14 protein-coding genes and 1 pseudogene are annotated in these 12,700 nt (G+C 64.8%); 10 read left to right on the forward strand and 5 right to left on the reverse strand.

The features are described 5' to 3' along the window. Positions 1-50: 50 nt before the first annotated feature. Entirely contained in the window at positions 51-671 is a 621-nt protein-coding gene (locus A3840_RS17505) for a histidine phosphatase family protein (RefSeq protein WP_067459972.1), read from the reverse strand. Positions 672-788: 117 nt separating this feature from the next. Between A3840_RS17505 and A3840_RS17510 the strand changes: the two genes are divergently transcribed. Together A3840_RS17510 and A3840_RS17515 are read left to right on the forward strand one after the other, a co-directional pair. Continuing rightward, positions 789-2,204: an FAD-binding oxidoreductase gene (locus tag A3840_RS17510; RefSeq protein WP_082904003.1), complete on the forward strand. Its 1,416-nt coding sequence runs from the start codon at positions 789-791 to the stop codon at positions 2,202-2,204. Positions 2,205-2,290: 86 nt separating this feature from the next. Further along, positions 2,291-2,851 (forward strand): hemerythrin domain-containing protein, encoded by a 561-nt coding sequence (locus A3840_RS17515; RefSeq protein ID WP_067459977.1) that lies wholly within the window; start codon positions 2,291-2,293, stop codon positions 2,849-2,851. Position 2,852: 1 nt separating this feature from the next. Here A3840_RS17515 and A3840_RS17520 read toward each other — a convergent pair whose 3' ends face one another. Beyond that, positions 2,853-3,584 carry an SOS response-associated peptidase gene (locus A3840_RS17520; RefSeq protein ID WP_067459980.1) on the reverse strand — a complete coding sequence of 244 codons (732 nt, stop codon included), beginning with the start codon at positions 3,582-3,584 and terminating at the stop codon, positions 2,853-2,855. Positions 3,585-3,650: 66 nt separating this feature from the next. Here A3840_RS17520 and A3840_RS17525 point away from each other — a divergent pair, with 66 nt between their 5' ends. From A3840_RS17525 to A3840_RS20065, 5 genes and pseudogenes are all read left to right on the forward strand, one after another. Then, positions 3,651-4,052 carry an NUDIX hydrolase gene (locus A3840_RS17525; RefSeq protein WP_067459982.1) on the forward strand — a complete coding sequence of 134 codons (402 nt, stop codon included), beginning with the start codon at positions 3,651-3,653 and terminating at the stop codon, positions 4,050-4,052. A gap of 168 nt (positions 4,053-4,220) precedes the next feature. Then, a complete protein-coding gene (locus tag A3840_RS17530) occupies positions 4,221-4,562 on the forward strand; it encodes a TIGR02301 family protein (RefSeq protein WP_165603216.1) in 342 nt (113 codons plus the stop codon). Positions 4,563-4,655: 93 nt separating this feature from the next. Next, positions 4,656-4,934 carry a hypothetical protein gene (locus A3840_RS17535; RefSeq protein ID WP_067459992.1) on the forward strand — a complete coding sequence of 93 codons (279 nt, stop codon included), beginning with the start codon at positions 4,656-4,658 and terminating at the stop codon, positions 4,932-4,934. 58 nt (positions 4,935-4,992) lie between these two features. Then, positions 4,993-5,544 carry a hypothetical protein gene (locus tag A3840_RS17540; protein ID WP_067459994.1) on the forward strand — a complete coding sequence of 184 codons (552 nt, stop codon included), beginning with the start codon at positions 4,993-4,995 and terminating at the stop codon, positions 5,542-5,544. A gap of 35 nt (positions 5,545-5,579) precedes the next feature. Next, positions 5,580-5,947 (forward strand): annotated as a pseudogene (locus A3840_RS20065) (NUDIX hydrolase). 1,141 nt (positions 5,948-7,088) lie between these two features. Here A3840_RS20065 and A3840_RS17550 read toward each other — a convergent pair. Beyond that, a complete protein-coding gene (locus A3840_RS17550; protein WP_067460004.1) occupies positions 7,089-8,411 on the reverse strand; it encodes a dihydroorotase in 1,323 nt (440 codons plus the stop codon). A gap of 116 nt (positions 8,412-8,527) precedes the next feature. Between A3840_RS17550 and ygfZ the strand changes: the two genes are divergently transcribed. From ygfZ to A3840_RS17565, 3 genes are all read left to right on the forward strand, one after another. Beyond that, complete coding sequence (gene ygfZ / locus A3840_RS17555; RefSeq protein WP_067460006.1) at positions 8,528-9,349, forward strand: CAF17-like 4Fe-4S cluster assembly/insertion protein YgfZ; 822 nt, start codon at positions 8,528-8,530, stop codon at positions 9,347-9,349. Positions 9,350-9,593: 244 nt separating this feature from the next. Beyond that, positions 9,594-10,211, forward strand: a complete 618-nt coding sequence (locus tag A3840_RS17560) for a YfbR-like 5'-deoxynucleotidase (protein ID WP_067460008.1) — start codon at positions 9,594-9,596, stop codon at positions 10,209-10,211. A 109-nt stretch (positions 10,212-10,320) separates the two neighbouring features. Next, the gene (locus A3840_RS17565) at positions 10,321-10,770 is read left to right on the forward strand and encodes a hypothetical protein (RefSeq protein ID WP_131798367.1); all 450 of its coding nucleotides are present in this window, start codon (positions 10,321-10,323) and stop codon (positions 10,768-10,770) included. A gap of 10 nt (positions 10,771-10,780) precedes the next feature. Here the strand turns inward: A3840_RS17565 and A3840_RS17570 are convergent, their stop codons facing one another. Together A3840_RS17570 and A3840_RS17575 are read right to left on the reverse strand one after the other, a co-directional pair. Further along, positions 10,781-11,761, reverse strand: a complete 981-nt coding sequence (locus A3840_RS17570) for a cell wall hydrolase (RefSeq protein WP_067460011.1) — start codon at positions 11,759-11,761, stop codon at positions 10,781-10,783. A 383-nt stretch (positions 11,762-12,144) separates the two neighbouring features. Beyond that, a complete protein-coding gene (locus A3840_RS17575) occupies positions 12,145-12,693 on the reverse strand; it encodes a hypothetical protein (RefSeq protein ID WP_131798368.1) in 549 nt (182 codons plus the stop codon). Between the last annotated feature and the right edge of the window lie 7 nt (positions 12,694-12,700).

Consider the following 12,700-nt stretch of genomic DNA (forward strand, 5'->3'; position numbering starts at 1 on the left):
CATCGGCTCATGTCCCCACAAGATAAGCCCGATCCGACCCCGCAACAAGTTTACACGTCGCCGGCGCCGATCAGTTCCATCCGGCCAGGCGTGAAATGCATGATCACGTCCTGGGGCGGGGCCCAGTTGATAACGTCGACGATCGGCGCCCTTTCGATCAGCACGCGCAGCGTCCGGGCGATGCCGCCATGGGCCACCACCACCGAGGGGCCGTTGAGCACGCCGGCAAATTCGACCAGCCGGGCTTCGACATCGCGATAATTCTCGCCGTTTTCGGGCCGGAAATCCCAATAGGTTTCGTCCCGCTCGCCCGGCGCGCGCGCCAGGTTGGCCGGCAATTCCTCGTGCAGGCTCCCCTCCAGCACGCCGAAGCTGATTTCCATCAGCCGCACGTCATATTGCACCTCCGGCAGGTGCTGGGAAAATCCCAGCCGCACCCGATCCATGGTCTCGCGCGTACGGCCCAGCGGGGAGGCGTGCCATTCGAAATCCTGTGGCTTCAGTCCGCGCGCCTTGAACAGGGCCGCCAATGTCCGGCCGTTCTGGCTGGCCTGGCCCCGGCCCTTTTCATTGAGCGGAATGTCCTTGCGGCCCTGATAACGGCGTTCTGCGTTCCATGGCGTTTCGCCATGCCGGATGAAATAGATTTCCGGCCAGACCAGGGAAGTCATGTCATCTCGCGCGAGCGCGCGTCCTCAATGCTGGAGTCGTCCGCCTGCTTGTGGCACATGGGATCGGGGGCGGACAAGCGCGCCGCCCGCTTATCTGTTGTGCCTCCCGGATTTGTCATGTCCCTGCCCGCCAATGAGATCGTTTCCGCCCTTTCCGCCCTTGTCGGGGGCGACAATGTCGTCGGCGATGTCGCCAGGATGGGTGCCTGGCTCAGCGAGCCGCGCAAGCGGTTCCACATCGCAGCCGCCGCCGTTGTCACGCCACCCGATGTCGCCGCCGTGCAGGCCGTCATGCGCTGGGCGCACGAAAACAATGTCGGCATCGTGCCCCAAGGCGGCAATACCGGCCTGGTCGGGGCGCAGGTGCCGCGGCGGGGTGACGAGGTGATCCTCAGCCTTCAAAAGCTCGACCGCATCCGCTCGATCGATGCCGCGGCGGGCGTCATGGTGGCCGAGGCCGGCACCATTCTCGAAAATGCCCATCGCGCGGTCGAGGCGGAGGGCGCGATGTTTCCGCTCTGGCTCGCCTCGCAGGGTTCTGCCCGCATTGGCGGCGTCCTCTCCTCCAATGCCGGCGGCGTCAACGTGCTGGCCTATGGCAATGCGCGCGAATTGACCATGGGTGTCGAGGCGGTTTTGGCCGATGGCAGGCTCTACAACGGCCTCAATGCGCTCAAGAAGGACAATACCGGCTACGATCTCAAGGACCTGCTGGTCGGTGCCGAAGGCACTTTGGGCATCATCACCGCCGCCAGTTTGAAACTCTATCCCCTGCCCGAGGATTACGAGACCGCGCTGGTCAATATCGCCTCGCCCGAGGCCGCGTTCGAGCTGTTCGGGCTCATGCGCGAACGCGCCGGCTCCCGGCTCAATGCTTTCGAGCTCATCCCCTGGATCGGCCTCGACATCCAGCTGCGCCACCAGATGCTCGATGCCGACCCCACCGCCAGCGCCTCGCCCTGGTATGCGCTGATCGAATTGACCCGCATGGCCGGCACCGCGCCCGGCTCGCTGCAATCGGCGCTTGAAGCAGCCTTCGAGGCCACGCTGATTTCCGACGCCACCATGGCGGAATCCTTGGCCGACCGCACCCGCATGTGGGCCTTCCGCGAGCAGATGAGCGAGTGCCAGTCGCGCGAAGGCGCCTCGATCAAGCACGACGTCTCCGTGCCCATCGCCGCCGTGCCGCGCCTCATCGCCGAGGGCTCCGCCGCCGTCGAAAAACGCGTGCCCGGCATCCGCCCCGTGCCCTTCGGCCATATGGGCGACGGCAATATCCACTTCAATTTCAGCCAGCCCGTCGGCGCCGATCCCAAGGCCTTCATGGCCGAATATGACGAGGCCGTGCACGAGATCATCTACGATGTCGTCCTCAAGCTCGGCGGTTCCGTCTCCGCCGAACACGGCATCGGCCAGCTCAAGGTGGACCTGCTGAAACAGGTGAAGGACCCGGTAGCGCTGGAGATGATGCGCGCGATCAAGAATGCGCTCGATCCCAAGGGGATTCTGAACCCCGGAAAAATGCTGGGCTAGGCCCGAAGCCATCCCTCACTGGATGTCACCCGGTCACCCCGATGTGCCTTCTTGCACGGCGCGCGGCATCGTCCCATCTCTCCCCCATGCTGCTCAAAGACATTCAATTCCTCGACGACGCCACCCGTCCGGCCATTCCCGAACTGCCCGCCCTCACTGCGGCGCAGAAGGCGCCCGGCGAGCACCTCAAGATGATCCACGACCACCTGCGCGACAACATGGTCGTGCTGGGGCGGCTCATCGAGCGCGCCGCCGAGGGCAAGGCCAGCGTCGACGATATCAAGGCCGAGACCGCCGATCTGGTCATGGTCTCGAACTATCGCCGCTTCGGCACCTTGTGCGGGCAATATTGCCAGTTCGTGCATGGCCATCATTCCATCGAGGACCAGGCGATTTTCCCCTCGATCGCCGCACAGGGCCCCGCCTTCAAGGCCATTGCCGACCGCCTCCAGGCGGAACACGTGGTCGTGCATCACCTGCTCGAAAAGTTGATCGATGCCCTGATCGCCCTCGCCGACGCGCCGGGCCGGGAGCATTTCGAGGATGCGGTGGAAGTCTTCCGCGCGCTGGAAAAGGTCCTGCTCAGCCATCTCGGCTATGAGGAAGAGGCCATCGGCGACGCGCTGGGCTATTTCGAGATCATCTAGCTCAGAACAGGTCCATCTGCCGGCCGGTTGCGGCCTGCTTCACCGCAGGCTGCGGCTTTTCCTCGGCCACCGGCTCGATCAGGCCCGGATCATCGTCGCGCGCCGAATTGACCCGCGTGGAGACCGGGTGGAATTGCAGCACTCCATCCTCGAGCGGCAACGCCATCTGCGCCGCGTCCCGCGCTCGCACCTCGCGGACATTGAGCCAGGCATCCTGGCTTTCCGCGTCGAGCAGGATGGCCGGCATGCGGTGATGGATCACCGACAATTGCGCATTGGTCGGCACGGTGATGGTCGCCACGCTGTCGATTTCCTCACCCTCTGGCCCGCTCCAGGTCGCCCAGAGCCCGGCCAGGGCCAGCGGCTGACCGTCCGCGCGGGTGATGTAATAGGGGCGCTTCTGCTTGTCCGGCCCGGTATGCCATTCGTAATAGCCGCTGGCCGGCACGATGCAGCGCCCATGTTTCAGCGGATCGCGAAAGGCGGGCTTGTCGGCCATGCTCTCGGCCCTGGCATTGACCAGGAGCGGAAACTCCCGCGGGTCCTTGACCCAGCCCGGCACCAGGCCCCAGCGGGCGAAATGCGCCTCGCGCCGCCCCTCTGCCTCCCAGATGGCGACGATGGGCTGGGTCGGCGCGATATTGTAGCGCGGCACCATTTCGACGCTGTTGAGCAGCTGGAACAGCGCCTGCATCATTTCGGGCGGCAATGTCGACGCATAGCGTCCGCACATGATGTGTCTCCTTTACCCTGAGAGAGGTAGTCTCTTGGCAGACGAATCGCAAACCGCCACAAGGCCATGACAGATCAACCCAACGCCGCCAGTGTCGGCATCGTGCGCGACGGCAGGATCCTGCTGATCAAGCGCGCCTTCGCACCCTACCAGAATCTCTGGACCTTTCCCGGCGGCCGCATGGACCCCGGCGAGACCATCGAGCAATGCGCCATCCGCGAGGTGCAGGAGGAGCTGGGCATCGTCATCCGCAATCCCCGCCACGCCATCACCCAGGAGCTGGGCCGCCATGGCGCCTATCGCCTGGCGGTCTTCACCACCACCGATTTTTCCGGCGCCATCACCCCCTCGGACGAGATTTCGGACCACAAATGGGCCGATCCCGGCATGCTCCCGGCCCTGCGCACCACGTCCAGGCTCGATGACGTGATCAGGGAATGCTTCAAGGTTCTGGGGCTGAGCTGGTAGAAGGGCGGGATGATGCAGCTTCCGTCCCGCGATCGCGCCCCTGGCCCCACCCCACCCTCATTCCCTCCCCCTCAAGGGGAGGGAGGCGCAAGCCCGGTTCCATCGTCTCCCTCCCCCTTGTGGGGAGGGGACAGGGGTGGGGGTACCGGCGCCCGCTGGCTTTGCAGCATGCTCCTCCTTCTCACCCTCACCGGCCCCGTTCTCGCCATCGATCCGCCCTATCAGCGCCAGATGGAGCGGCTGGCCGAGATCATGGGCAGCCTTTACTTCCTCCAGCCGCTCTGCGCTTCCGGCAATGAGGACTGGCGGGCGGAAATGGCCGAACTGATCGCGCTGGACGAGCCCGACGAAGACCGCCGCCAGCGCCTGGCCGGCGCCTTCAATGGCGGCTACACCGCCTTTTCGCGCTTCCACAAGCAATGCACCCCGGCCTCGCGCGAGGCGCTGACGCGGCTCCTGCAGGAAGCCCAGCGCCTGGCCCGCGAAATCCGTACGCGGTTTGCCGAATAGAGTGTTAACGCCTTGGTAGAATTGCCTACCCCGCATTAACCTTTGCATTACTTCCGCCGCGCCGCGGCGGGCCATGCGTGTTATGCCGCCATAATGAGCACCACGAAGTCCATTTTTGCGCCCGTCTCGGGGCTGGGTCCTTTCGACCATGGCCAGGCCGAACGCCAATTGGCGCTGGAATATCTGGCCGAGGCCTGGAACGGTGCCGAGGAAGACGGCATCGAAAGCGCCGCGCTGGCCCATGCCTCGCTCTTTGCCGCGCTCGCCACCTTCGTGCGCCTGCATGGTGACGAGGCCACCGCCGAGCTCATCGCCCAATTGCCGGACCGCATCCGCAACGGCGAATATAATCTCGAGCGCATCCTGCAATAGCGGCGCCTTACGCGCGACACGGAATGATCCTAACCTTCCCCAAAAGGGAGATTCGATCATGCGCCTCGCCATAGCCCTCGCCGCCGCTTTCGCCCTTGCCCTGCCGGTCTCCGCCCAGGAGGCGGAGTCAGACTATGTCTGGCCGGAGCCCGAAATCAGCAGCGACATTTCCGCCCTGCCCCCGCCGGTGCGGGAGAAGCGGCAGCAGCTGATCGACGCCGCCCGCACCGGCGATATCGAGGCCTTGCAGGCGATCATCGACGCGCAGGACCTTCCACCCCGGGTCAGCTTCGGCGATCCCGACGATGCGCTGGCCTATCTCAAGGACGTGTCCGAGGACGATGACGGCCGCCAGATCCTGGGCCTTCTGGTCGACCTCCTCGACCAGCCCTATGCCTTCTATCCCGATAGCGGCGGCGAAACCTATTACATCTGGCCCTACCTGGCCGAGATAAACCCCGAAACCCTGACGCCCGCCCAACAGGTCGACGCCTATCGACTGCTCGACAAGGCGCAGATCGACGAGCTCGCCCGTATGGGCGCCTGGTATTTCTGGCGCACCTTCATCAGCGAAAGCGGCGAATGGTCCGCCTTCGTGGCCGGCGATTGAGGGCTTTGGCGATGGAAAGGCCGATTGCCGGCGTCATGGCGATTGTCCGCAAGCATGGGCAATTCCTGCTGGTGCGCCGCTCTAAAGCCCCCGATGCCGGCCGCTGGAGTTTTCCGGCCGGGAAAATCGAACGCGGCGAAACCTGGGCGAGGCCGCGCTTCGCGAATTGTCCGAGGAAACCGGGATAGTGGCGCGTTTCGGCAAGGTGCTCACCGCGGTGGATGCCATCGAATATGACGCCGGCGGAGATCTCCGGTTCCACTTCGTCATCGTCGCCGCCCGCTGCGACTGGCAGGCGGGCGACCCGCAGCCCGGCGACGACGCCCTCGAAGCGCGATGGTTCACCCCCGGGCAAATCCGCGATCTGGATTTGCCACCGGCTTCGACATCGCCGCCATCCTGAACCTGGCACTAGACCAGCACGTCCCCGCCTGACGCAGCTCTTTCTCCCTTCTCCCCTTGCGGGAGAAGGTGCCCGAAGGGGCGGATGAGGGGTTTGCCGTCGCAAGCACCGCGCAGGCGGCGAGACCCCTCACCCGTCTCGCACTGCGCGCGATCCACCCTCTCCCGCAAGGGGAGAGGGAAAGCCGGCGCCCGCATTCAACCCACAGAACCACTACCACCGTCTGCCATTGCTCCACCAATCATGCCGGGGCGGCAAAGGCGGCAGGCCGACATCCTGGCGCAGGTCGTCGGGACAGAATTGGCGCGGTCGGGCATAGCGCCGGAGCTGCCGCCGCAGCCGGCGGCCCCATATGGCCACGCCCAGGCGCAGGCCCCGAAACAGCCTGTTGCGGCCCGTGGACGTGGACGGGGATGACGATAGCGATGAAAATTGAGACATGGCTTCGCGAGCGCTGTCCGCGCCCGCCTCCTTTTTGGGGTTAGGGCACGGAAAACAAGCACTCGGTCTCAGGCCATTGCCGGCGACCGACGCGAAGAACAGCTTATCAATATGGCGGGAGCGGCCAGTGCCGCCGGATTTAACCTATCGTCGCATGATCTCTGTTGCTTTCTCACAATGACGCCGGCCGAAACGGCCGCGCCCGGGAAAGATGGCGGGCGTCGTGCGTCCGGTCAAGTCGCGAGACTATCGCGCCTGCCCCAGACACCGTTTGCCGTCGGGTCCGACCCGAGGGCTATCGCATATGGACAAATGTCTCGTGCGTGCCGGCACCCCCTCCCATCCTCCCCCGTGAAGGGGAGGTGCCGCATCCAGTATGAGGCAGCATTTGTGTCTCACACACCGGCCCGGCACCCTCCCCCTTGCGGGGAGGGATGGGGAGGGGGATGGCCCCCTCGATCCTGTCGGCCAGTGCTTGTTCCGAGTGCTTCAGCGCGCGCTACGAGCTCGGTTCGTTGCGCCCCTCCCCCTTGAGGAGGAGTTTCACTGCGGGCGCACCAGTCCGTGACTTTTCACGATGTCATCCCCGCGAAAGCGGGGACCTCCGTTACCGATACAGGGATCGCAAACAAAGGTTCCCGCTGCGGGAATGACTCCGTGGGTAAGGAAGCGTCCAGGAATGAGGGACGCCCGCCCTCCCCTATATCAGCGCCTCCAGGAACCGCATCGGCTGGCCCTTGCTGGGCGTCACGAGTTCGCCCTGCCACATCACCTTGTGCCCGCGCACCACGGTGCCCACCGGCCATCCGGTGACGCTCACCCCGTCATAGGGGGTCCAGCCGGCGCGGCTCCTGATCCAGTCATTCTTGATGGTTTCGCGGCGCTTCATGTCCACGATTGTCAGGTCCGCGTCATAGCCCACCGCGATGCGGCCCTTGTTGGCGATGCCGAACAGCCGGTTGGGGCCGTGGCTGGTCATGTCGACGAAGCGCTGCAGGCTCAGCCGCCCGGCATTGACGTGGTCCAGCATGGTCGGCACCAGCGTCTGCACCCCGGTCATGCCGGAATGACTTTCGGGATAGGGATGGTCCTTTTCCGCCCGCGTATGGGGGGCATGGTCCGAGCCCAATATATCGGCCACGCCATTGGCGACACCCTTCCAGATGCCCTCGCGATGCGCCTTGTCGCGCACCGGCGGGTTCATCTGCGCATAAGTGCCCAGCCGGGTATAGGCCGTTTCGTCCAGCGTCAGGTGATGCGGCGTCACTTCCACGCTCGCCACATCCTTGTGGTCGGCCAGATAGACGATCTCTTCCTTGGTGGAAATATGCAGCACATGGATGCGCTTGCCGGTCTTGCGGGCGAGGTTGACCAGCCGCGTGGTGCAGCGCATCGCCACGTCCGGCGAGCGCCAGACCGGGTGGCTCGACGGATCGCCCGGCACGCGCAGGTGCTTGCGCTCCTCCAGCATATATTCGTCTTCCGAATGGAAGGCGGCGCGGCGCGAAATGGCGCGCAGAATGGCCTCCACCCCCGCATCGTCCTGCACCAGCAGCGAGCCGGTGGACGAGCCCATGAACACCTTGATGCCGGCGCAGCCCGGCAGCTTTTCCAGCATGGCCAGTTCGCCGACATTGTCATGCGTACCGCCGATATAGAAGGCGAAGTCGCAATGCATGCGATTGGTGCCGGCGGCGATCTTGGCCTCGAAGGTTTCGCGGCTCGTCGTCAGCGGATTGGTATTGGGCATTTCGAACACACCCGTCACCCCGCCCATGACGGCCCCGAGCGAGCCGGTCTCCAGGTCCTCCTTATGCGTCAGTCCGGGCTCGCGGAAATGCACCTGCGTATCGATGACGCCGGGCAGGATATGCAGCCCCTTGCAATCGACGATCTCCGCCGCGCTGCCGTCGACACTGCCGAGCGCGGCGATGCGGCCATGCTTCACCGCAATATCGGCCAGCCCCTCGCCGTCCTGGTTGACCACATGGGCGTTCTTGAAAATGGTGTCGTACTGCGCCATGTCTGCGGTCCCGGTCTGGTTGGATTGCGCATGGTTCTAGAAGCTCGCGGGCTTGCCTGTCCATCCCGTCGCCGGGTCATTCCCGCGAAAGCGGGAACCTCTGTCTGGAGTGTCCGATGACTATCCACCTGCGCGCCGACCGCGTCCTGTTCCGTTTTTCCGGCCCCGATGCCCATAAGCTCCTCAACGACGTGGTCACCGGCCATGTGCCGGATAGCGAGGCGGCCGATGCGGCGGCCTGGGCACTGCTATCGCCGCAGGGCAAGATTCTCGCCGAGGGCCTGGCCGGCTGGATGGGCGACGCCCTCTGGCTCGACGCGCATGAAAGCGTCGCCGACGATTTCTTCAAGCGCATGCGCATGTACAGGCTCCGCGCCAAGGCCGAGATCGAGGATCTGCGCGACAGCCATCGCCTCGGCTTTTCCCTGGAGCAGGTCCCCGGCGCCCAGCGCGACCGGCGCGGCCCGGCGCAATTGGGCTGGCGCGTGATCGCGCCTGTGGCCGAGACCGGCGGCTGGTCCGATGACCGGGTCTATCACGCCGCCCGCATCGCCGCCGGCATCCTGCATCAGGGTAACGATTTCCCCGCCAACGACGCCTTCGCCCACGATATCGGCCTCGACATCCTGGATGGCATTGATTTCGTCAAAGGCTGCTATGTCGGCCAGGAAGTCGTTTCCCGCATGAAGCATCGCGGCACCGCCCGCCGCCGCCCCGTCATCGTCTCCGGCATCGCCGCCCCCGCCGGCAGCGCCCTCGCCACCGGCAGCCGCGAGGCCGGTAATGTCGGCCAGGTCGTGGACGGAAAAGCCGTAGCCATCCTCCGCCTGGACCGCATCACCGATCCCGAGGCGGTGACGGTCGATGGCAAGCCGGTGGCGCTCTCATTGCCGGATTGGGCGACGTACACATTTAGCGAGGTCGGTGGGGAGGAATAGCCCGAGGCAGGGCAACCACCGGCGTTTCACCTCCCCCTTGAGGGGGGAGGTAGCGCAGCTTGGCCGCTAGGCCTAGCGAAGCTCGGAGGGGGTGCGGGCGCCTCGATGCCTGAACGTACCCCCCCACCCCTGCCCTCCCCGCGAGGGGGAGGGTGCCTATCGCCTTTGCCGTGGCACCGCCATTCTCGAATCGGCAGCATCTGTTACTCTCGGCGCTAACAGTCTGCTAACCAAGTCGCCCCCGATGTCACGCCAAAGCTCCCGTGCCTGGCAGCGTATGCTGTCCGGTCGCCGTCTCGATATTCTCGACCCCTCGCCCGTCGATGTCGAGCTTTCCGACATTGCCCACGGCCTGGCGCGCGTCGCCCGCTGGAACGGCCAAACCCTTGGCGATTATCCCTTTTCCGTCGCCCAGCATTCGGTTCTGGTGCTCGAATTGTTCCGCGCCGCCAATCCGGATGCGGGCCCGGTGGCGCAATTGCAGGCCCTGTTCCACGACGCCCCCGAATATGTCATGGGCGACATCATCTCCCCCTTCAAGGCGGCGATGGGCGGCAATTACAAGGACGTGGAAAATCGTTTGTTGTCAGCGATTTACCTGCGATTTTCGCTGCCCGCCACCATGCCCGCGGCCCTGGGCAAGCTGGTCAAGAAAGCCGATCGCGAGGCGGCCTATTTCGAGGCCACCCACCTGGCCGGCTTCGATCCGGCCGAGGCCCGCAAATTCTTCGGCGAGCCGGGCCAGTCCGCCTTCGACGTCGATGCCTTCGACCGGCTGATCCGCCCCTGGCCCACCCATCAGGCGCATGACCGTTTTATCGAGGTATTTGAAGCCATTAGCGCCCAAGTGCCCCGCGCCTGACCTCGGCGGAATTAACCATAAATTAACAATCCCATCGCGGCCCGGCAGCGCCATGGTTACTGATCCGTTAAGGCATCTGTGCCGAATTGAAACAGATCGGGTGGCCAAGATGAACCTGCCGACACGCCATATGCTTCTGGGCATGACCCTGGGCGCCCTTTGCGCCACCGCTTTGGCCGCCATCGGCCCCGGCTATGTGCTGGAGGTCTTCGCCGACGAAATGCCGGCCGGGTTCGACACCGACAAGCTGGTGAAATTCGACGGACGGGACTACGAAGTCAGCTATGCCGATTGGGTCTCGACCGACCCGCTTTCCACCGCCACGGTCAAGAAGATCGAGGCCGGCCGGGTCAGCTATGTCAGCATCACCAGCACCGCCACCGGCACCTATTCGACGGACGGCCTGACCTCAAAACACGTGCTCTATCCGGGCATCGAGGTGACGCCGGCCGATAAGAATCGCAATTGGTTCGCCTATTGGTCCGGCGGCCATTGGCAGGGCTTTGCGACGCAGACCGGCAATTCCTTCATCGCCGTGAATACGCCCCGCTATCGGTAATCGCCAGCCCCTACCCGAACAGCCAGCCGCGCTTGAACTTGTAGAAGACGTGCAGGCCGATCTGGGTCACCTTGTCCATGCGCGGGGCCCAGGCGGGGCGCACATAGGTGGCGTGGTAATGGGTGGCGTCGCCGACTTCGGCCAGGTAGAGCGCGCCGCTCGTCACCTTGGCGGCGATATCCTCGGCCTGTTCCCAGGGCTTGCGCTCGTTGACCACTTCGGGAATGCCGTCGCAGGCAAAGGAGAACTGACAGGCATTGCGCTTGTGCTGGTTCTGGAACACCACGCCGCAGATGGTGTCGGGATAGCGATGGTCCTTGGTGCGGTTCATCACCACCTGTGCCACCGCCACCTGGCCGCGATAGCTTTCGCCGCGCGCCTCGAAATAGATGGCCGTGGCCATGCACCAGAGCTCGCGGTCGGATACCTTGAGTTCCTCGGGCTCCAGCGGTTCGGAACTGACCGGCGCATTGGCGCGGGCATAGGCCAGTTGCTCGGGCATGGTGTCGGGCAAGGGTATATCGCCCAGATTTTCCCGGCTGCCCGGGGCGATGCCGGCAATGGCGTCCAGCGCCGCGGCGGCATTGGGATGGAGCGCGGCCACCGACATGCGCGGACCAGGCTCGTCATTGTCGCCGGCATCGGCAACGCTGGATTGGCCGAGAGCGGCCGGATCCGCCGGCGACCGCAGCGCGGCAAGGCGCGTGCGGGCCTCCTCGAAGCTCCTGGCAATGGCCATGACGTCGACGGCCGGCCGGACGCGGTCGGTCTTCTCGGCCCGATTGGGCCCGGTAAAACTGGCGGAGGCGAAGAGGTGGTCGACCGACCCGGTGATGACCGGATCGACACCCGAATAGGTAAGGCTGGCAAGAGAAAATTGCGGTTCACCTTGTCCCGGCACGCCATATTCGCCCAAGGGCCCGGAGGCCGGTCCGAAGGCGCCATTGGCGAGGCCCAGATAGGTCAGGGACGCGACGACGCCCACTGTCATCGTCCTGGCAAGGGCAGATCCCCGGCGAACCGCTCTGACCCGGTGCGGACGCACCTGGGGCCGGTGGGAAAGGGCCATAAACGCTACTCAACGCTACAAAACACAACTCAGGCGCGGCAAATGTGACGCTCAAATGCCGACGAGCGTGATCATCTCTTATTAGGGTTAGCGGGGAGTAAATGCGTATCGGGGCCCTGAAAGGGCAGGGATATGGCGAGGATGCGGCGCGGGCCTAAAAGGGCTGCGGCATATTGTACGCGGGGACCGTCCGCACGCCCGATATCCGTCTGAAACCGGCCCGGGCGCGGCGAGAACCTCAATCCAAGAGCCGCGCCAGCGGAGCCTTCCGACCTGATGACAATTCCGTGTGCCGAGCGATCAGCTCACGAACATTCAGCAACGACTGGTGCCACGTCCTGCGCGAAGCTGTCCACGCGGAAGCGCACGGAGAGCGTGCGAGTGCTGGCAGGGGTGACGCGCACGGTCAGGTTGGTCACGCCGGCCAGGTTGTCGATGAAGGCCAGGGCATCCCGCGTATTGTCGATCAGCACGGCATTGTTTTCGGCATTGACCGGCAGCGTGCTGCTGCGGCGCGTGAGATCATATTGCAGGGTCAGGCCCACATCATTGCCCAGCGAGGACAGCGTATTGCCGGCAAAGCCGAAGGCCACCTGCAATCCGTTGGCCTGGCAGGACACCGTGATGGTGGCCGGAGCCCGGCCGCTGGGCCGCGCCGGAATCAATTGCTCGGATTCGAATACGATTGCCGTCGCGTCACCTGTCCCGCCCGCATTGCGGAACAATTCGTCGTAGCAGGCAAGCCGGGCGCCGTCGTCGTCAATGGCCGCGCATTGGGCGGGCGATTGCGCCGAAACGGGCCCGGCCAAGGCCAGCAAGGTCGGCAGAACCAGAGCAAAAGTAAATGTCTTCACGAAGGCA

This window comes from Devosia elaeis, assembly GCF_001650025.1.
Classification (GTDB): Bacteria; Pseudomonadota; Alphaproteobacteria; order Rhizobiales; family Devosiaceae; genus Devosia; species Devosia elaeis.

Coding starts and splice junctions, on each gene's coding strand:
- A3840_RS17510 (WP_082904003.1), top strand. CDS start 789: ATGTCCCTGCCCGCCAATGAGATCGTTTCCGCCCTTTCCGCCCTTGTC.
- A3840_RS17550 (WP_067460004.1), bottom strand. CDS start 8,411: ATGGCGCAGTACGACACCATTTTCAAGAACGCCCATGTGGTCAACCAG.
- A3840_RS17535 (WP_067459992.1), top strand. CDS start 4,656: ATGAGCACCACGAAGTCCATTTTTGCGCCCGTCTCGGGGCTGGGTCCT.
- A3840_RS17540 (WP_067459994.1), top strand. CDS start 4,993: ATGCGCCTCGCCATAGCCCTCGCCGCCGCTTTCGCCCTTGCCCTGCCG.
- A3840_RS17530 (WP_165603216.1), top strand. CDS start 4,221: ATGCTCCTCCTTCTCACCCTCACCGGCCCCGTTCTCGCCATCGATCCG.
- ygfZ (WP_067460006.1), top strand. CDS start 8,528: ATGACTATCCACCTGCGCGCCGACCGCGTCCTGTTCCGTTTTTCCGGC.
- A3840_RS17520 (WP_067459980.1), bottom strand. CDS start 3,584: ATGTGCGGACGCTATGCGTCGACATTGCCGCCCGAAATGATGCAGGCG.
- A3840_RS17570 (WP_067460011.1), bottom strand. CDS start 11,761: ATGACAGTGGGCGTCGTCGCGTCCCTGACCTATCTGGGCCTCGCCAAT.
- A3840_RS17505 (WP_067459972.1), bottom strand. CDS start 671: ATGACTTCCCTGGTCTGGCCGGAAATCTATTTCATCCGGCATGGCGAA.
- A3840_RS17515 (WP_067459977.1), top strand. CDS start 2,291: ATGCTGCTCAAAGACATTCAATTCCTCGACGACGCCACCCGTCCGGCC.
- A3840_RS17565 (WP_131798367.1), top strand. CDS start 10,321: ATGAACCTGCCGACACGCCATATGCTTCTGGGCATGACCCTGGGCGCC.
- A3840_RS17525 (WP_067459982.1), top strand. CDS start 3,651: ATGACAGATCAACCCAACGCCGCCAGTGTCGGCATCGTGCGCGACGGC.
- A3840_RS17560 (WP_067460008.1), top strand. CDS start 9,594: ATGTCACGCCAAAGCTCCCGTGCCTGGCAGCGTATGCTGTCCGGTCGC.